Source organism: Acetobacter aceti NBRC 14818, assembly GCF_000193495.2.
Taxonomy (GTDB): domain Bacteria; phylum Pseudomonadota; class Alphaproteobacteria; order Acetobacterales; family Acetobacteraceae; genus Acetobacter; species Acetobacter aceti.
Window position 1 is genome coordinate 315,355 of sequence record NZ_AP023410.1, and the last position, 19,710, is coordinate 335,064.

The following is a 19,710-nucleotide window of genomic DNA, read 5'->3' on the forward strand; positions in this document are numbered from 1 at the left end:
TCATGACGACACATCACGAACCATCCGCCGAGAATCTCGCTCACCGTCTGAAAGAGGTAGAGCGTGAACTGGCCCGTGCCGAAAAGGACAATCCGGAACATGTGCATGCACTGACAGAAGAGAAGAAAAAGCTCGAAAGTCAGCTCTCTCAACGCTGAGAGACACTCAAAAGCCTGCAAGAAGAGCAAGAGGCTTTCAATCTATAAGGATTGAAAGCCTCTTTTCTTTCCGTATGCCCGGACAGACTTACTCTCCGGTCACCTGCAAATAAGACGCCATAACCCGCTTGGCTCCGGCTTTTTCAAACGCCACTTCTGCCGAGCCACGATCCGCGCCAATCACCACGCCATAGCCGAACTTCTGGTGAAAAACCCGTGCGCCGACTTCGATTTTGGGCGCACTTTCCGCCAGTTCGTCATGCACTGAACGACGCTTCTTTGCGACCAGCGGCGACATTGAACCTGTCACCTCATCAGTGAATACGCTGGGGCGGAAAAAGCCGGAGTAGTCCTGACGGGCCTTCCGGGTGGCAGTCTCGCCCTCGCGATCCACGTATTCGTCGGGAAGTTCATCGAGAAAGCGGCTCGGCATGGATTCCTGCCAGTTGGCGTAAATCCGGCGATTGGCCGCATGCAGGATCGTGGCGCGGTAGCGGGCGCGGGTGATTCCGACATAAGCCAGACGCCGCTCTTCTTCGAGCCCCTTGTCTCCACCTTCATCCACCGTGCGCTGGGAAGGGAATACGCCTTCCTCCCAACCGGGAAGATAGACGGTATCGAACTCCAGCCCTTTTGCGCCATGCAGGGTCATGACCGAGACGCGCTCGTTCTCGTTCGTGCCTTCCGCATCCATCACAAGAGCGATGTGTTCGAGAAATTCTCCGAGCGTGCCAAAGTCGGCGAGGGCGCGGATCAGTTCTTTTAGGTTGTCCAGCCGTCCTGGGGCGTCGGGGGATTTGTCCTCACGCCACATTTCCAGATAGCCGCTGTCTTCGAGCAATGCGCCGACAGCGACAACATGGCCTTCCTTTTCAAGGAGCGCACGCTGCTGAACGAAACAGTCCTGAAAAGCAGCCAGTTTCTCTGCTGATTTTCCCTTGAAGCCCTTTGATTCAAGGAGTGCTCCAAGCGCCACGTAGAGAGAGCTTCTCTGGCCGCGGGCCTGCGCATGCAGTTTCTGGAGAGCGGCAGGGCCAACGCCACGTTTGGGAAGGTTGACGATACGCTCGAAGGCCAGATCGTCTGCAGGGTTGATCAGCAGTCGCATATAGGCGATCGCATCGCGGATTTCGGCGCGTTCATAGAAGCGAAGACCGCCGACGATACGATAAGGGATGCCGGTCTGCACTAGCCGTTCTTCAAAGGAGCGTGTCTGAAATCCGGCCCGCACAAGAATGGCGAATTCGCCAAGTGGGTGCCCGTTGCGCCACAGATTTTCGATGCGACTGCACACTTCCCGAGCCTCGGCGTCGGAATCCCACACGCCAACGACATGCACCAGTTCGCCCTGTGCGTCGTCCCGACCGGGGCGGAGAGTCTTGCCCAGACGGCCTTCATTGTGAGCAATCAGACCGGCGGCGGCTCCCAGAATCTGTGCGGTCGAGCGGTAGTTGCGTTCCAGACGGACAATCTTCGCGCCGGGGAAATCCTTCTCGAAGCGGAGGATGTTTTCCACTTCCGCGCCGCGCCATGAATAGATCGACTGGTCGTCATCCCCGACACAGCAGATGTTGGAAGGTTCACCCTCACGGCGTGCGAGCAGGCGCAGCCAGAGATACTGGATCGTGTTGGTGTCCTGATATTCGTCGACCAGAATATAGCGGAACAGACGTTGATACTGTTCCAGCACATCCGGGCGGGTGCGCAGGATTTCAACCACATGCAGCATCAGGTCGCCAAAGTCGCAGGCGTTCAGTTCGCGCAGACGGCTCTGATAGGCGGCGTAGATGGCGCGGGCATGGCCATCGGCGTAATCGGTGCTTTCGGCCGGAGTGATGCCGTCCGGGATCAGGCCGCGATCCTTCCAGCGCTGGATGATCCCGAGCAGTCCGTTCAGCGGCCAGCGTTTGACATCAATCCGCCACGGCTCGACGACCTGCTTGAGCAGACGCATCTGGTCATCGGTGTCGAGGATCAGGAAGCCGCTGGTCAGGCCGACATATTCAGCGTGACGGCGCAGCATCCGTGCGCAGAGGGCATGGAACGTGCCCAGCCAGAGCCCTTCCGCTGGCTCGCCGAGGATGCGCCCGATCCGCTCCCGCATCTCCCGCGCGGCCTTGTTGGTGAAGGTGACGGTCAGAACCTGCCACGGCTTCGCCCGATGGGAGAGCAGGATATGGGCGAAGCGGGTGGTAAGAACCCTTGTCTTGCCGGTGCCTGCGCCTGCTAGGACGAGCAGGGGCCCCTCGGTTGTCTCGATGGCGGCGAGCTGTTCGGGGTTGAGGCGATCAAGGTGGGAGGATGTCGTCACGTAATAAGGTCTTTATCGTCTCTGTTTCATCACACTGTAACAGGCGATGAGAGAGGGATTGTTCCCTATCCGTGCCTGCGGCAAAGCTTGGGAAAAGGGTTACACCTCTTCCTCCGTTTTGTCTTGCTAGCGAAAGCTTGTCCGTGATCTGCTGACAGAACGCTTGACGTGCGCGCCATGTCGTCTCACTTCTGAGGCTCGACGAGACCGGGACAGGAACCAATGAGCGTTCGCGTTTTGATTGATCATCGCAAGACGGCGCAGGACAAGACAGTTCAGGCGGCGCGCCACCCGGAAAAGGCGCATCGTCCGGATAATCCTATTGCACGGAAACCGGACTGGATCCGTGTAAAAGCGCCAAATCATCCCGTGTACCATGAGACGCGTAAGCTCATGCGCGACAACAAGCTGGTCACGGTGTGTGAGGAAGCGGCCTGCCCCAATATCGGTGAGTGCTGGTCGCAGCGCCACGCCACCATGATGATCATGGGTGAGATCTGCACGCGCGCCTGCTCGTTCTGTAACGTGACGACAGGCCTGCCGCATGCGCTTGACGCCGATGAGCCGACTCGTGTGGCGGATGCTGTGGCCAAGCTTGGTCTGAGGCATGTGGTGATTACGTCCGTGGACCGTGACGATCTGGCGGATGGTGGCGCGCAGCACTTTGCTGAGGTCATCGGCGCCATCCGCAAGGCGTCTCCGGAGACGACCATTGAGGTGCTGACTCCCGACTTCCTGCGCAAGCCCGGTGCTCTGGAAGTGGTGGTGGCAGCCCGTCCGGATGTGTTCAACCACAATATCGAAACGGTGCCGCGTCTCTACACCACCATTCGTCCCGGAGCCCGCTACTACCAGTCCGTGCGCCTGCTGGACCGGGTGAAGCAGCTTGATCCGTCGATTTTCACCAAGTCCGGTCTGATGCTGGGTCTGGGAGAAGAGAAAGCGGAACTGGCGCAGGTCATGGATGATTTCCGTATTGCGGACATCGATTTCATCACGATGGGTCAGTATCTCCAGCCGACCGTGAAGCATGCTGCCGTTGCGCGGTTTGTGACGCCGGAAGAATTCGCTGAATACGCCGCCATGGCGCGTGTGAAAGGCTTTCTGCAGGTCAGTGCAACGCCGTTAACGCGTTCATCCTATCATGCGGACGCCGATTTTGCGGCCTTGCGTGAGGCGCGTGAGGCTCAGCTTCGCAATCGCGGATCAGCGCCGCATGAACAGAGTGACAAGGTGAAGACTTCCTGATGCCTACCCATTCAGAACGCCGCGTACTGAACTATACACCCGAGCAGATTTTTGACCTTGTCGCGGATGTAGGTAGCTATCCGAAGTTTCTTCCGTGGTGCGCGAATGTTCGTGTTGTGTCATCAACGTCCAGCGAACTGCTTGCCGATCTGAGCGTTGGTTTTGGGCCTTTTCGGGAAACCTTTCGCTCCCGCGTGACGCTGGATCGGCCGAAGACGATTCGCGTTACCTATGAAAAAGGTCCGTTCAAGTATCTGAACAATGTTTGGACATTCACACCTGACGCCAATGGCTGTCTTGTCGATTTCTTTGTCGATTTCGAGTTCCGCTCGCGCCTCCTTCAGGCGGCGATCGGAGTGGTGTTCAACGAGGCCGTTCGTCTGATGGTCTCGGCCTTCATCCGGCGGGCTCGGGAGATTTATGGGCCGCCAGTTCTGGGGGCTAAGGCTGGCGCATCGGTGGCTGGGCGGACGGTATCAGGCTCGGGCGCGTAACTCATCAGTCTCTGTGGACTGAAATGGTCCGTTTGACTGAGATGTTGTTCATTTTGAACTGTGACGCCCGTAACCTCCTGAAAGTTTTCACGTTAAACTGGTTCTGATGATGCCGTTCATTTCATGGTGTCACATCCGATTGGCAGGAGACCGGTTTGCGGAGCCTGGATTTTAGTTCGTGGCATAGCGCCTTGATTACGATGATCGGCCTGACGCTGTTGACTCTTCTGGGTGTTGGCGTACGGCTTATCATGATGCTGACGCTCCAGCAGCGCCGGGAACGGCTGAACCGCCAGATCAATGAACGGATCAGGACACTTATCGCGGCTTACAAGACGCTGGGAGGCTCTTTTACGGGCGATCTGAGTGTCAGTCCACTTCATCTGCGGGATATGAAGCAGCGTGATGGCGGTTCCTCGGATGTGTCCTCTCTTGAGCTTTCAGGGAGCACTGATCGTGCCCGGCGTATCCGGGATGCTGTGGAGTCAGCACTCTCCGATATCATTCTTCTCGGAACAGAAGAGCATGTTCGTCTGGCTGTGAAAGCGGCTTCTGAGCTGGTGCAGGGCCGCAATGTCCATACGCACGATCTGGTCGTTGCCCTGCGGGACTTTATCCGCAAGGCGCTGGATATCGAACGTATTCCGTCCACCCTCGAAATTCCCCGTCAGGGTCCAAGCCGCCCCGCCAGTTCAGGCGGAGGACGTGAGAAGGGAGAGGGCGGCGGAAAAGGCGGTGGTGGTGGAGATATGGGCGGCGGAGGCGGCGGTATGGGAGGCGTTTCGACTGATAGCGATTCAGACGCTTCCAGCAGTCATCACATGTGATGCGTCATGCTTCATTCGCAGGAGCTGTTAACCTTGAAGCGCAGTTCGTAATGAGACTGATTTTCTGAACGTTTCTGCTGTGTAATACAGATATCCGGACTCTGTGGAATCAGGCTGTTGACGAGCCAGACGGTGTCCGGACCGGCTCCCTTGTTATCATAGGTAAGCGTGTAGTCTCCCTTTTTGAAATCTGTTTTTGCTGTGAACTGAATGTCGATTGTGCCAGCACCGTTTTTTATGGCGGAAAGGGAAGGAAAGGTTGCGGTCTTCGCCGACAAGGGCTGAGGCTGTCCGTTGATCGAAAGGGTCAACGTCTGTGCGATGTGGGCCACGTAAGTCTGCTGTTCCGCAACGGATAGATTGCCATCTCCGTTCTGGTCTATCTGGCGGATAACACCGTCAGCAACATCCACTCCGGGTGTAAGGCGCAGATGCAGCGCGATACTGTGGTCGGAAAGGCCGATTGTTGTCGCCTGAAGATATTCATCCAGCCGATGCGCCGAAGCTGTGACGGGAAAGCTCAGCGAGACAATAGCCAGCAGCAGTGCAGTCTTTTTTATGGTCATTGCGCTGTAAACCACCGGCTGCCATAGCTGTTGCTGGGGTCACGATAGACCGTGTGAACATGCAGGGTAGGGTCGCCACCCACGCCCTGTGGAGAGAACTCGATCCACAGATGTGGTCCCTGAATACGGTAATAGGACGAGCCATTGCGGTTGGGTTCATGTGTGGTCGGGCCACTCCATGCAAACCACGTCTCGTTCAGGGTGTCGCGGATTTCCTGCATATGAGGAGCGGCGTAGGTAGTGTTGATGATGCCTGCCCATTCCGTGATGACCTCCATCAGAAGAGCTTTCTGCTGTGTGGTCAGAGTCGAGCCTTTGATCCCTTCCGGGATGATGCTTTCTCCGTCATGTCCCGGACCCTGAACGAGATCCGCAACCTGATAGGGAAGGATGGCCTGCGCCCGCTGGGTGGCGCTCAGGCTGTTCAGAAATGCAAAAGCCTTGTCATTTTCGCCAGAGAGAACGCGAACGGTTTCATTGCCACGTTTGAACAGGGCTGGCTGGGCTCCTGTCAGGGTTGGAGTCATGGTGCCATGCGGACCGTCGATTACAATGTTCAGGCCCAGATGGTGGCCCCCGAACTGCACCATCCAGGGAGTGGTCTCAGAGGGTTCGCCCAATATGGCAATCGTATAGACGGCCTGACCTGAGGCAAAATGCGTTTCGGTCTCTGAAAGGGCCTGATCTGCTCCCATGATGTCCTGCACTTTCTGATAACCTTTGGCGCTCAGGAGTGTTTGCAGAAGATGGAACGCTGCGGCTTTCTGGTCCGGTGTCAGTTGCCCCATTTGAAGCCCCGGACGCAGCACATCGCTCACTGGGTAATTGGACCATATTCCGACGCCATACTGTTCGCCGATAAAACCTTCCGGTGGGCCCATGCCCGGCCCACGCCTGACCGGTGCTTTGGCCTGTTCGCCAGTCACGGGAGCGACTGGCTGATCCGGAGCCGTTCTGCGAAAACGGATGAGTGTGCCGAACTTTTTTTCGACAAAGGCGAACTGGACCTTTGGACGGCTGGCTGCGTCAAAGGTCGCCAGAAACGCACGACCAGCGGTTACTGCTGCCGCTGTTGTGCTTTCTGGTGTTGAGGCTGACGAAAGGGCTGATGATGGTTTTTCTGCAAGGGCAGGGGAGGCAGCCAGAATAAGGCTGCCAATTAATAAAAAGCTTTTATGCATCAGTGCATGTCCCGTTTTTTAAATCTATTGGCCACAAGAGTGCAGATCCTGAAGGTCTATGCCTTGGCCTGACTGAGCAGCCAGTCTCTTGCGGCCCTGATATGAAAAAACTTGCGTGCTGATCCCATGTGATCAACGCCCTGGAAGGTAAGGAACGTAATGTTTCCTTTCTGTTCAAGATAACTGTTGATCTCCACAGTCAGTTTTTCCTGCTGGTCTATTGGAAAAATAAGCGCCGGATCGAGTGTTCCCTTGGGACGGACGACCTTACCGCCAGCCTGCTCCCAGACGGGAATACATTTCTCGTTCCAGGGCGTGGCCTTGTCGTCTTCGGTTCCGGTAATGATCAGGACTTTCTGATGCGCAAGAGGCGCCATGTCGGCGGGACGCTGCTGTCCGGCAATGATGAGACCGGCAGTGAAAGTTTGCGGATGTTTGGCCATAAGCCAGAGCGAGGTCATCGCTCCCATGGACCAACCCGTGCAGTATACCCGTTTCGGGTCGATTTTCAGGACCTTGTCGGCACGGTCCGCCCGGTTGGGGTTTCCGTAATTCCATGTGTTGCTGAGAAGAGATTCGACAAGCCGCCCGGTATTTTCGACATCGAACGTATGTTCCCAGTAATCGTTCATCGTTGTGCGTTCGTAGCGGGGGGTGATCACCACGCATTCATGTCTCGCCTGTTCTTCAGGCAGGCTCCAGATACTGGCGATACATTGTTCTGTCAGGGTCTGCGCGCACGTGCCGTCATAGCTCGTTCCCGAATGGGTCACGGCGAGCACGAGGGGATAGGATCTGTTTTCACCGCCTTTTTCCAGAAAGGATTTCGGCAGATAGATGCTGTATTCCAGCCATGCGGAACGGGTGTCATCCCACCACCAGTGGCTCTGTTCCCAGTCATCGACCCCACGGATTGTGACGTTATTTCCCCTGTGACCTGCATTGGTCCAGAGCTTTCGGCTGGCGGCATAAACGGCACCGCTGGTGGTCCGGACGCTTTTGTTCTGGATCAGGGTCACCTTGTCGCTGTCCGTGGTCGGAAGGCTCAGGTCAGGATCGTGGGCGAATTCAGCAATGACATAACGTCCGGACGCACTTTTACGATCAGGACGCAGGCCCGGCTGATCACTTGTGTAAACCGCCATGACAGGGCGCTGCTGTGCGATGGCCGTCGTGTCGTTCTTGTTCGGCTCCTGCGGCATACCCGGGAAGAATCCTTTGGCGGCAGGAAAAACAGCCGCTGTGTAAGTGTCGGAGTGCAGGCTGGCCGGATCAATATTGACGTCATATTCGACGGCAATGCCGTAGACTTTTTCGCCGCCGCCCGTGACTTCACAGACTGCGCAGATACGCTGGATGCCGGGCTGTTTCTTTTCGTGGGGTCCGGGACCGTCTTCCATGTTGGAGGAGGCCGCCATGAAACCGCCGCCGGGATGATCCGCAGCGCTGGCGGTCCGGCTCGCGCCTATGGCCATGACTGAGACTGTGCCCGCCAGTGCTGCGCCGGCCACAAAATTTCGCCTCGACACTTCGGCCATGCTTTTCTCCATCCATTCAGACAGGCTGGAACGATCCTGTGATCCGACCTGATCAAACACTTATTGCAATTGTGTCGCATCTAGCCGTGATCGTGAAGTCTGAAAATCAGTAATGAGGTTTCCAGTTCCGGCCTATAGATCAACATAATCGGTTTTCTGAATGGGATTGCAAAATGCCAGAGTGTTTTGAGTGAATAATGAGGTTTTTTGTTATTGTCTGAAAAACTTGGAAACATGCGTGTCTGCCGAATGAAGTCGGCAAAAGACAGAGGATTACTGACATCACTGGCGAATTATTCAGTGCTCTTTGGTAACTTTAATGCTGTGCAATCAGGCTGTGTGATCGTGTCACAACAAAGCCGGGTATAGCGCTTTCAGAAAAAAAGTGTCTGGTGAGAGGCTTCCATGTCCGGACAGGGCTGGATGAACCGGCATTTATTCCGGTTCGTCCGCCGTCAGTTCGGGTTCATGAAAACCTGAATTGAGGCTTGCCTCAACCTTCTTCAATCCCGCCATCAGTCGATCCCGGATTTTTTTCAGGCGGTTTTCGTCTGTCACCTTCATGCCCGACAGATCCTTGACGTAGAACACGTCAACGGCGCGCACGCCGTAGGTGGTGATGTGGGCGGAGTAGATCTGCAGACGCATCTCGTTCAGGGCGCTGGCGACGTCGTGAAGCAGACCGGGACGGTCACGTCCGTTGATTTCGATGACGGTGTGCGAGTTGGACGCACGATTGTCGATGACGACACGGGGCGGCACGTGAATGGCACGTGTGCGTGACAGAAGCTGGCCTGACGCGTTGGTTTTCGCAATCTCGGTAGCGATATCCAGCCGTCCGCTCAGCGCCCGTTCGGTGATGGAGAAGAGCTTCGTCAGACGATGCGGTTCGTCAAAGGCCTCGCCGGTCGCATCCTGAATCCAGAGCGTATCCAGCGCCATACCGTTGCTGAGCGTGTGAATACGGGCATCGACAATGGAAGCGCCCGCCAGCGCCATGGCGCCTGCGATCTGTGCGAACAGACCGGGATGATCCTGCGTGTGGATCGTGACTTCCGTGACGCCGCGGGCAGGGAGAGGCTGGGTCTCGATCACGAATGGCGCGGACCGGGATTCTGCCTCCCGGATCAGGCGGGCATGACGCAGCAGCGTGTCCTGATCGAAGCAGAGCCAGTAACCGGCATAGCCCAGGTCGAGGAAGTGGTTGATGTCGGCCTGATTGAAGCCTTCTTCTTCCAGATTTTCCGCGATGATCGCCTTGCTGTGGGCCACGCGCATGTCGCGTTCGGGAGTGGCCAGACCGCCTTCCAGCACTTCGGCCACACGGGTGTAAAGTTCGCGCAGCAGCGTGGCTTTCCATGCGTTCCAGACGCGCGGGCTGACGGCCCGCATATCCACGATGGTCAGCAGCAGCAGCAGACGGAGACGTTCCGGGGACTGCACGACGTCAGCCACGTCCAGAATGGTCTTGGGATCGTCGATGTCACGCTGGAATGCCGTATGGCTGAGCAGGAGATGCTGAAGCACCAGCCATGAAACCGTTTCGGTCTCTTCGCTCGACATTCCGAGCCGGGGGCAGAGCTCCAGCGCCAGTTCCGAGCCAAGCTCCGAGTGGTCGCCGCCACGTCCCTTGGCGATGTCATGCATCATGACCGACATGTAGAGCGCCCGGCGGGACTGGATGTCCCGCGCGAGGTCGTAGGCCACGGGAATCTCGTCCGCCATCGTGCCTGTTTCGACGCAGCGGAGAATGCGCAGCGCCTCGATCGTATGCTCATCGACGGTGAAGATATGGTACGTGTCGAATTGCATCTGCCCGACGATGCGCGACCAGTCCGGGATCAGCGCGCCCCAGAGGCCGCTTTCGTTGAGAATACGGAGCCAGTGGACATAGTCGAGGCGGCGCCCGTTATCGATTTCGACCGGATGAGGCGCTTCCGCCGTCCGGACATCTGTGCGACTGGGGGCCGGTCGACGCGGCTTTGTCGTCGGTCGCTCGTCACACAGGAGCTCAAGGAAAATTTCGGAAGCGCGCGGGTCAGAGCGCAGGGTCGCGGCACGGCGCTCCCAGCGGATCAACTGCTGACGGGCGAGGGGATGAATCGGAACATGACGGCTGCGGGAGAGTTCGAGGATCTCGAACATCTTGATCGGCTCGTCATCGAAGGAGACGCCCTTGGCCGGAAGAATCTGACCATCGAGCAGGGTGAAGCCTGCCTCACGCATGGCGTCATCGGCCTTGAGCACATGGGCGGCCGCACCCAGTGCGATGCGCATGATGGTCGGCTCGAGAATGTGCGTCAGACGCATGACTTCCCGGACAGTCAGGAAGTAATGACGCATGAAGCGCTCAACACCATTCTGCCGTCCATGGCGCGTATAGCCCATGCGGCCACCGAGAACGGGCTGCATGTCGAAGGTCAGGCGATCTTCCCCACGACCGGCGACATAATGGAGATGAAAGCGGACGGTCCACAGGAAATCCCAGGACCGACGGGCGCGGGCAGCTTCCTGTTCGGTGATGAAGCCGAGACGGGTGAATTCCGGGGCCAGAAGATCCGAGACATGGCGTGTGCCGAAGGTGTAGCGGCACATCCAGTAGAGCGTCTGCATATCGCGCAGACCGCCCCGGCCTTCCTTGATGTTGGGCTCGACCAGATAGGGGCTTTCCCCGAAGCGGCGGTGACGCTCCGCGCGTTCCGCCCGTTTGTCGGTAATGAAGCGGGCTGATCCGGCTTCGACACAGGCGACGATGAAGCGCGCCTCGAACATGGCGAAGAGGCTGAAGCTGCCGACCAGCAGCCGCGCATCGAGCAGCGCCGTGCGGACGGTCGTATCGGCTTCCGCCTGTGCGATGCAGTCGGTGATCGAGCGGGTCGCGTGGCCGACTTTCAGACCAAGATCCCACAGGAAATACAGCACGTATTCCACAAGGGAGAGCACATCCTGCGAGGGCTCTTCGGGTGTCAGGAAAAGCAGGTCGATGTCGCTGAACGGCGCCAGCAGTTTTTTGCCATATCCGCCCGTGGCCGCGATGCTGATCTGATCAAGAAGCGCTTCCCCGCCGCCAAGCGCATTGGAGGCGAACACTACAAGGGAAGACACGAGTTCATCCGTAAAGGCGGCGAGCGCCTTGCCGGCCTGAACGCCTCTCAGTTCCCGCTTTTCGAAACGCTGCCGGACATCGGTCTGATACCGTCCGAGATGACGTCGGAAAATCGCCAGAGCGACATCACGATCCGCAACCTTGCCGTTTTTGCCAGCATGTTCAGCCAGTGCTTCCTGGAGCTGCAGCCCAAGGCTCTGCGGAGTCAGCGTGATTTCCAGAAGGTCATGGGACGCCGTATCAGGGATGTCTGACAGCACTGGATTGGTGATACCTTCGACCTTGAGACTGGGCATGATAGCGGAAGTGCTCGACAAAAAAGCTAAAGGGTTCTCATTCTCTTACAGAAAGGCTCTGCGCTTCAAGCGTCAATTTACGCAGATCATACAATGCGGCAAGAGCTTCCCGGGGCGACAGGGAATCCGGATCACAATCCCTGATCGTATCAAGAATTTCTTCATATCTGGTAAAATCAGCTGCCGGTGCGGGTTCAGGCTCTTCTTCCGACACGCCGGAAGGAGGGTCGTCAAACAGCGGTAGCGGAGCTGGGCCGGTTGCATGGTCCTTTTCCAGCTCTTTAAGAAGTCGCGACGCACGATCCACAACAGGCATCGGCACACCGGCCAGTTTTGCGACATGCACGCCCCAGCTTTTACGGGCTGATCCGGGGATAACCTCGTGCAGGAAAACCACCTGACCTTTCCAGTCCCTCACCGCCATGGTGTGGGGGGAAAGGCGGGGAAGGCTGCCCGAGAGTTCGGCAAGTTCGTGAAAGTGTGTTGCAAAAATGGTACGGCACCGCAGGGTGGAATGCATGGCCTCCAGCACGGCCCATGCGATGGAAAGACCATCCAGAGTCGAGGTGCCGCGTCCGATTTCATCGACGACAACCAGCGAGCGTGGACCAGCCTGATTGAGAATGGCCGCCGTTTCCGTCATCTCGACCATGAAGGTGGAGCGGCCACGGGCGAGATCATCCGCCGCGCCGACGCGGGAGAACAGCTTGTCTACGATGCCAATATGGGCGGATTTCGCGGGCACCGGCAGACCGGCCAGCGCGAGAATGACCGCCAATGCGTTCTGGCGCAGGAAAGTCGATTTACCGGCCATGTTGGGGCCAGTCAGCAGCATCACCCGGTGGTCCGGGGCAAGGGAACAACCGTTTGCCGTGAAGCGCACGCCAGAGCCCAGAGCAGCTTCCACGACCGGATGACGGCAGGCGGTCAGTGTAAACGCCTCGCTGTCGTCCACGGTGGCCCGGCACCATGTTTCCCCGACAGCGAGGGAAGCGCAGGACTGCATCACGTCGATAAACGCGAGGGCTCGGGCGAGTGGTGGAAGGTGTTCGTCTTCCAGAGCCTGATTGACGAGAAGCCCGAAAATCTGACGTTCACGGACCGAGGCGCGTTCCGCTGCTTCTGCAATGCGGGAGTCGAGTTCCGAAAGTTCTTCGGTCGAGAAGCGGGCGGCGGTTGTCGTGCCCTGACGGAAGCTGAGATCCTCGTTGGCGCGAAGCTTGGCCCCGGAGGCTGTCGGCACTTCAATCACATAGCCAAGCTGCGCATGGTGACGGATCTTCAGGCTCGCGACGCCAAAGCGCTGGGCATAGTCGTTCTGAAGTGTGGCGATGACACGGCGTGAGTCATCGCGGAGCGTGCGATAGGCGTCGAGTTCACCATCATAGCCGGTCGCAATGACACCGCCGTCATCAAGGCGTGCGGGAAGTTCATCCGCCAGCGCCCGGTCGAGTTCCGCAAGCAGCGTGTCACATTCACCCAGATGTTTCAGGGTTTTCGAGATCAGATCCGGCCTTGTGTCCGGTGCGATGATAGCTAGTTCTTCCGCGATCCTGTGGGCCGCAGTGACGCCATCACGCAGTGCAGCCAGATCGCGCGGCTGACCGCGTCCGAGCGAAAGCCGTCCGAGCGCCCGGTCTATGTCCGGCACGCCGCGCAGTGTCTGGCGCAGCAGTTCGACGCGAGGTGTGTCGCCTTTCAGCCAGTCCCAGCATGCCTGACGGGCGCTGATCCTGTCCGGCAGCGTTAAAGGGGCTGCAATCCATGAAGCCAGCAGTCTTGCGCCGGGGGCGGTAGCCGTACGGTTTACGGCGGAGAAGAGAGTGTGCTCGCTGCTACCGTCGCGGGCGCGGAGAAGGTCGAGGCTGGCGCGTGTCGCCGGATCAAGGCCGAGGGTGTGACTATCTTCCTGCGGCACCGGATGCGCCAGACGGGGCAGGGAACCAGCCTGTGATTTTCGGACATAATCGAGCGCCATGAGACCGGCGGCGGCCTCGGCGTCGCTGAAGGTGCCGAACGCATCCAGACTGGCGACACCGAAGGCTTCCGCCAGACGGGTGCGGGCCGTATGTGCTGAAGGTGGTTGTTCGCCGGGAGCACGTCGTAGGTCGAAATCGCCGAGGTCACGATCTGGCGGGGCCAGAATTTCGGCGGGGTCGAGGCGGGCGAGCAGGTGACCGAGTTCCGCATCCGCGCAACGGGCTGTCTCAAACAGGCCAGTGGAAATGTCGATCCATGCCGCGCCCCATTCAACGGTGCCACGTCGGGCAGAATGCGCTGCGAGCGCCATCAGAAGATTGGAGCGACCGGGTTCGAGAAGTTCGTCCTCGGTCAGCGTGCCGGGGGTGACCAATCGCACGACTGCACGGGGCAGCGGGCCTTTCTGGGTGGCTTTCTTGCCGGGCAGTTTTGAAGGCGGTGTGGCTGTCTGCTCGGCGATGGCGACGCGGAATCCGCGCCGGATCAGGCGGGAGAGATAGGCCTGCGCCGCGCTGACCGGCACGCCGCACATGGAGATTGGCTCGCCACCATGCGAGCCGCGAGCCGTCAGGGCGATGTCGAGCGCGGCGGCGGCCGTGATCGCGTCATCAAAGAACAGTTCGTAGAAATCGCCCATCCTGAAGAACAGCAGGAAGTCGGGATTCTCTGCTTTCAGCGCGAACCATTGCGCCATGGCAGGCGACGCGCCTTCCGGGGAAAGGCGCTGCTTTTTGGAGGAGCGTGCTGTTGCGCCGGTCTTCTGATCGGTCGTTGCCAAAACTGTCTCCGGAACTGTTTCTGTCAGAGGTAAAGGTTTCGCTTAATGCTTCCGCTGCGTCGCATATACAGCAATGCTTTCCCAGACGCGCTGCACGTAATTACGCGGCTCTTCCAGCGGAATCTGTTCGATCCAGTCGATGAAGGCATCCTGATCAGCACCGGTGCGGGCTGGATCGCCGCGTGTTTCGAGCCACTGGCTGACACGGTGCGGACCGGCATTATACCCGGCGGCGGCGTATTCGACCACATTGCCGAGCCGGTTATAAACGCGGCTCAGATAGGCCGTGCCAAGCTGCATGTTCAGTTCCGGCTGGTGCAAGGCAGATATGGTTACGGAGCCTGCGCTGACCTGATGCGCGGTTTCCTTCGCCGTGGCGGGAAGGAGTTGCATCAGGCCGATGGCGTTGGAGGAACTGACCGCATCAGGGTTGAAGTTGCTTTCCTGCCGCATCAGGGCCAGCGCAAAGCCGTATGGCAGGTCGGATGAAGGGGGCTGGAATGGTTCCGGCCAGCCATAATCGGGCAGGCTGATGCCCTCCTTGCTGGCCTTGCGGGCGACGGCCACGCCGATGTCGGGAAGGCCGATACGTGTCGCCAGTGCGGCGATGGCTTCACGGTCCTGCGGGTCATTGTCCTGCGCCAGAAGCAGGGTCAGAAAATCCCGTGCGTGGGTGGGGTCATTCCACGAGACGAGAATTTGCGCGGCGCGGGCGAGTTCGCTGCCGTCCAGACGGGTGACGATGGCTGTCGCCGCATGTTCATTGCCGGCACTTGCGGCTCGCCACTGGTTCAGGGCCGTGACCAAGGCTTCAGGCACTTCCGTTGGGGCAAGCAGCGTGTTGCCGGCACCTGCCAGTTTTGCAACTGCCATCTGGCCGTAGAAGGTTTCCGGCGCTTCTGCCGCCAGTCGCCAGTTGGCTTGCGCGGACGTCATGTCGCCCGCCTGAGCCCGCGCCTGCCCGAGCCAGTAGAACCCGCGTGCGCGGCTCAGCACGGACGGTGTTTCGGTCAGTTTGCGGAAGTGCGGTTCGGCCGCGGCAGGATCATGCAGGGCGCGGAGGGCGATCCAACCGCTCAGGAAAAAGGCGTCTGCGCGATTACGATCGCTGGTCTGGTGCGTGTCATCGGCCAGAATCAACGCGTCGGCGGCCCGGTTCTGATCGATCAGATCACGGGCCAGCCTGTCGCGCTCAATCCAGAACCGCCCTCTTGCGTCCGGAGCGACATTTTCTTCGGTCCGGAAACCGCTTGTCCGCCACAGGGCCAGAGCGTCATCGGGACGGTTGTTCTTTTCCAGCCAGTGGGCATGGTCGAGAAAGAGCGTGGCGTCGTTTGCGAATGCAGGCGGCACCTGCGCCAGAAGCGCTTCGGCAGAGGCGTCATTCCGTCGCAGGGCGAGGCGCGCGGAAGCGAGGGCAGCATGACCACTGTCCAATGACGCGATCGTCTGGGCGGTGGCCTGTAGCTGTCCACGACGTTCTTCGCGTTCGAAACGCGCCCAACTGTCGGCAGGCGTAAGAGCCGATCCGAACAGGGACTGAAGCGCGGCCGCGTCCTGCTGCGTGTCATTGCCATTGCGCCATGCCGCGACCCCGGCGGCTCGGAGGGAGTCTGCCCCCCCCATTGCCTGCGCGCAGCGGCTGAGTGCGGATGCGGTGCCGGGTGTCTGTGTGCGGCACAGATCGGCAACGGTTGTGTTGTCCGGTTCTGCTGTCAGGGCGCGTTCATAATGGGCCTGAATGATGGACCAGCGTGGCCAGACCGGACGGGTCGAGAGGAAATCGGCATAGGTGCGGGCAGGGATGGCGGCGTTGTATGGGGCCACCAGCTGGAGCCATGTCGTCAGTCGCCCTGCGACAGCGTCAATCTGGCCGTTTCCCGCAGCCTGCTGTTCAGTCGGCCATTGTGGCGGTGCCCCGGAAGTTTGTGAAAGCGCCTGGGGTGATGTCGAACAGGCTGAAAGGAGGGCCGCCAAACTGACCGGTAGGACAGAGCGGAAGCGGCTCACGAAAGCTGCCCCAGCACTTCACCACCACCCTTGTAGACCAGTTCCACGGCCACACCGAAGACGACCAGCAGTCCAATCCACGCGATCCAGCGGAATCGTTCGAGCAGTTTGGCGATCATGGTTGCGGCGAAGGCCATGAGCAGGATCGAGATGGCCAGTCCGCTGACCAGCACCCAGATATGCTCGCCCGCAGCGCCCGCGACAGCCAGCACGTTGTCGAGACTCATCGACAGATCGGCGATGATGATCCGGGTGATGGCCGAGCGCAGTCCGCCGGGTGTGGGGGCGCTGTCATCATCATGATCTTCGGGGGTCTGCAATTCCCGATACATTTTCCAGCATACCCAGAGCAGCAGCAGTCCGCCCGCAAAACGCAGGCCGATGATGCCGAGCAGCTGGGTGGCGATAAGCGCCAGACCCAGACGGATCAGGGCGGCGGCGGCAACACCGACAAGAACAGCGATTCTGCGCTGTTTCGCCTCAAGTTTCCTGACAGCGAGCCCGACAACAATGGCATTGTCCCCTGCCAGAGTAATGTCGATCAGGACGACCTGGAGGAGAGCCGTCAGGGAGGAGAGCGAAAGCATGGACCTGCTATAGCGCAGGAAAGGGGAAAGCGACCAGTCCGCAGATGTGCACTTTCCTCAATCCACGACGTCTTTTTTCTGATCCCTGAACTTACCCTCGCTGAAAACCGGCAACCTGTTCGTGGTGATAAAGGTAAAAAATATCATAATGGTCACTACTACCAGCCTGGAAGAGTAAAAAATTGTCCGTGGCAAACCGTTATCCTGCTCTGATGACAGGATGTGAGACTGGTCAGTCGATTTTTATCTTTTGTTTGTAAATGGACTGACCAGATCGGGCTGGTAATACGGCTACCAGGCAGTGAAGCCGTTATCCACAAAAAGCTGTGCGCCATTGACAAAGCGGGCGTCATCGCTGGCAAGAAACAGCACGGCATCGGCAATTTCTTCGGGAGTGGCCGCGCGTCCCTGACGGGCTGTCAGTTCTTCCTCCGACGCGCCAACCCCATGCGCCTTGAGGGCTGAAATTTCCTTCTGGCCGTGGGGAGTGTCAATAAAGCCCGGGCAGACCGCATTGCACCGTATGTTGCGGTCGCGGAATTCAACGGCGATGGCGCGGGCGAACATGTGGCACGCGCCTTTGGTGGCGTTGTAGGCGACTTCGGTGGGGGTCGCCGCTACGGCGGAAATTGAAGATGTGCAGACGATGGCTCCTCCGCCGCCTGCAATCATATGAGGCAATGCTGCCTTGGTCACAAGAAACATGCTTTTCACATTGACCGCAAAGAGCTGATCCCATTCTTCTGTTTCAATCTCGAGGAACGGTTTGATGAGTATGGTTCCGGCATGATTGAAAAGAACATCGACCTTGCCAAAAGTGTTGATGCAGGCCTGCATTCCTTCAGTGACCATGTGTGGGTCAGAAACATCGACATGAAAGAAGACAACCTTGTGTCCGTCGGCTGAAAGCTGCTCTGCGAGACGTTCTCCGGCTGTCACGTTGCGGTCGAATATTGCGACCTGTGCTCCTTCTTCAACAAAACGGACAACGCTGGCCGCACCCACACCTGTCGCACCTCCCGAAACGATGACAGTTTTGTTTGAAAATTTCTGTTTCATTTTTTTATTTCCTTAGCAGGATCTGGGATCTGTCACGGACTGGTGGGCGGAAAAAGCGATGCCAATACAGAAAACGATAATCAAGACGATCGGGATGAGCATGACTGAGACAATACTCTGATCGGGTGAAGACGGACGGGGCCATACAAGGTTGATCAGGGCCCCGACTTCGAAAGCAAGCGCTACTACGGTAAGAGCCCAGCCATATCGTCCCAGATTGAAAGGCCCAGAGGGACTCCAGCCACGCAGGCGGGCAAAGACAGCTGCGAGCAGCACCATTGTAAACGTCGTGTAGATACCGGCAGTGGCGAAGTTGATGACGGCTTCGGCAATGTGCGGGGCAAAGCTGCCAACCAGAAGAACGACGCACGGGAGGACTGTTGCGGCAATGACGGCTGCGGTAGGCAGTCCTGTCCGTGGATTGACATGCGACATTGAGGCGGAGAATGGAATCATCCGGTCTCGTCCCATGGAAAACAGAAGGCGACTGGTCGAAGCTATAACGGAAATTGTGGCGCTGAATGCAACCAGCATAAGGCATCCGAACATGGCGGTTGCCCCCATGGGGCCGAGTGCATTTCTCAGGGCCGCATCAGCCGGATTGGAGACGGCTCCTGAAACCGCGCCTGCCATATCGGGAACAGCCAGAATCATGCCGAGTGCGATCAGGAGAGCCGATCCACCGCCAGCGAGCATGGTGGTCAGCATGGCGCGCGGCACTTCCCGGGAAGCATCATGCACTTCTTCCGCAAGATCACCGCAGGCTTCATGGCCGAAAAATATCCATATTCCGAGAAGGCTTGCCGCCAGCATGGCGCCTGTGCGGTGTCCGGCACCCACACCGAAATCCTCGAACAGAACGTGGAAAGGCTGAACACGGGCAAAGAGCAGCATATAGACACCGCAAACAGCCAGACCGATCAGGCCGGCCCAGACGCCAAGTTCACTCATCTTTCCCAGAACTCTGGTGCCGATCAGGTTGAGGGAGGCTGAGAGAACGATGATGATCAGGGATACGCAATTGTCGAAAGTATTCGTGGCTTCCACCCCGATCAGCGCGGCCAGATAGGGGGCAACCCCTGCTGCGAGGCCAGCAGCTACACCGACGAGCGCTAGAAAATACATCCATCCCGTGAGGAAGCCCCACCGCTCTCCGACAAGCCGACGCGCCCATTGGTAAACACCGCCAGCGATGGGATACTGTGAGGATATTTCAGCAAAAATCAGGGCGTTGACTGTATGCCCCAGCAGAACAAGTGGCATCGTCCAGAAGAATGACGGGCCTGCTGTCGTGAGGGCATAGGCAAATAATGCATAGAATCCCGCGAGTGGACTCATGTAAGAATAGCCCACGGAGAAATTGGCAAAAAAGCCCAGAACTCTGTGGAATTCCGGCTTGTAGCCAAATTGTTCCAGGTTGCTGTCATCAGGCTGGATGACGGGATCGTCGCCTGCCATTGTCATCTCCGTTGCTGGCGGATAGTGCATTCAACTTTTATAGTTGTTGTATCGTAATGATATGGCGTGCGGAGAACCGAGGATATATCCCCAAAGGGATAGTTCGAGGATGC

Annotated in this window: 14 protein-coding genes; 4 read left to right on the top strand and 10 right to left on the bottom strand. The window is 58.4% G+C overall.

What is annotated here, in order from left to right; translation table 11 throughout:
* The first annotated feature begins 2 nt into the window (after nt 1–2).
* Nucleotides 3–158 (top strand): hypothetical protein, encoded by a 156-nt coding sequence (locus EMQ_RS01500; RefSeq protein ID WP_010667126.1) that lies wholly within the window; start codon nt 3–5, stop codon nt 156–158.
* Between the two features lie 88 nt (nt 159–246).
* On the opposite strand, the gene EMQ_RS01505 is transcribed toward EMQ_RS01500, so the two are convergent.
* Complete coding sequence (locus EMQ_RS01505; RefSeq protein ID WP_010667808.1) at nt 247–2,469, bottom strand: ATP-dependent helicase; 2,223 nt, start codon at nt 2,467–2,469, stop codon at nt 247–249.
* 222 nt (nt 2,470–2,691) lie between these two features.
* On the opposite strand from EMQ_RS01505, the gene lipA reads away from it, so the two are divergent.
* From lipA to EMQ_RS01520, 3 genes are all read left to right on the top strand, one after another.
* Nucleotides 2,692–3,717, top strand: coding sequence for a lipoyl synthase (lipA, locus tag EMQ_RS01510; protein ID WP_010667807.1), 1,026 nt, complete (start codon nt 2,692–2,694; stop codon nt 3,715–3,717).
* On the top strand, nt 3,717–4,211 hold the full coding sequence (locus EMQ_RS01515) for a type II toxin-antitoxin system RatA family toxin (RefSeq protein ID WP_010667806.1): 495 nt from the start codon (nt 3,717–3,719) through the stop codon (nt 4,209–4,211). Before lipA ends, EMQ_RS01515 begins: the two co-directional genes overlap by 1 nt.
* Before the next feature lie 200 nt (nt 4,212–4,411).
* Nucleotides 4,412–5,038 (top strand): hypothetical protein, encoded by a 627-nt coding sequence (locus EMQ_RS01520; protein WP_010667805.1) that lies wholly within the window; start codon nt 4,412–4,414, stop codon nt 5,036–5,038.
* A gap of 11 nt (nt 5,039–5,049) precedes the next feature.
* On the opposite strand, the gene EMQ_RS01525 is transcribed toward EMQ_RS01520, so the two are convergent.
* The 9 genes from EMQ_RS01525 to EMQ_RS01565 form a co-directional block, all read right to left on the bottom strand.
* Nucleotides 5,050–5,604 carry a hypothetical protein gene (locus EMQ_RS01525; protein ID WP_010667804.1) on the bottom strand — a complete coding sequence of 185 codons (555 nt, stop codon included), beginning with the start codon at nt 5,602–5,604 and terminating at the stop codon, nt 5,050–5,052.
* Nucleotides 5,601–6,785, bottom strand: coding sequence for a DUF3500 domain-containing protein (locus EMQ_RS01530; protein WP_018308578.1), 1,185 nt, complete (start codon nt 6,783–6,785; stop codon nt 5,601–5,603). The genes EMQ_RS01525 and EMQ_RS01530 overlap by 4 nt, the downstream gene beginning before the upstream one ends.
* A gap of 56 nt (nt 6,786–6,841) precedes the next feature.
* On the bottom strand, nt 6,842–8,323 hold the full coding sequence (locus EMQ_RS01535) for a prolyl oligopeptidase family serine peptidase (protein ID WP_026200299.1): 1,482 nt from the start codon (nt 8,321–8,323) through the stop codon (nt 6,842–6,844).
* Nucleotides 8,324–8,758: 435 nt separating this feature from the next.
* Nucleotides 8,759–11,725, bottom strand: a complete 2,967-nt coding sequence (locus EMQ_RS01540) for a [protein-PII] uridylyltransferase (RefSeq protein ID WP_010668386.1) — start codon at nt 11,723–11,725, stop codon at nt 8,759–8,761.
* Nucleotides 11,726–11,762: 37 nt separating this feature from the next.
* Nucleotides 11,763–14,399 carry a DNA mismatch repair protein MutS gene (gene mutS, locus EMQ_RS01545; RefSeq protein ID WP_048874259.1) on the bottom strand — a complete coding sequence of 879 codons (2,637 nt, stop codon included), beginning with the start codon at nt 14,397–14,399 and terminating at the stop codon, nt 11,763–11,765.
* 126 nt (nt 14,400–14,525) lie between these two features.
* The gene (locus EMQ_RS01550; protein ID WP_018308575.1) at nt 14,526–16,493 is read right to left on the bottom strand and encodes a transglycosylase SLT domain-containing protein; all 1,968 of its coding nucleotides are present in this window, start codon (nt 16,491–16,493) and stop codon (nt 14,526–14,528) included.
* A complete protein-coding gene (locus EMQ_RS01555) occupies nt 16,490–17,080 on the bottom strand; it encodes a YjbE family putative metal transport protein (RefSeq protein WP_010668623.1) in 591 nt (196 codons plus the stop codon). Before EMQ_RS01555 ends, EMQ_RS01550 begins: the two co-directional genes overlap by 4 nt.
* A 291-nt stretch (nt 17,081–17,371) precedes the next feature.
* Nucleotides 17,372–18,139, bottom strand: coding sequence for an SDR family NAD(P)-dependent oxidoreductase (locus EMQ_RS01560; RefSeq protein WP_010668621.1), 768 nt, complete (start codon nt 18,137–18,139; stop codon nt 17,372–17,374).
* A 12-nt stretch (nt 18,140–18,151) separates the two neighbouring features.
* Nucleotides 18,152–19,597, bottom strand: a complete 1,446-nt coding sequence (locus tag EMQ_RS01565) for an amino acid permease (protein WP_018308574.1) — start codon at nt 19,595–19,597, stop codon at nt 18,152–18,154.
* Nucleotides 19,598–19,710: the final 113 nt, after the last annotated feature.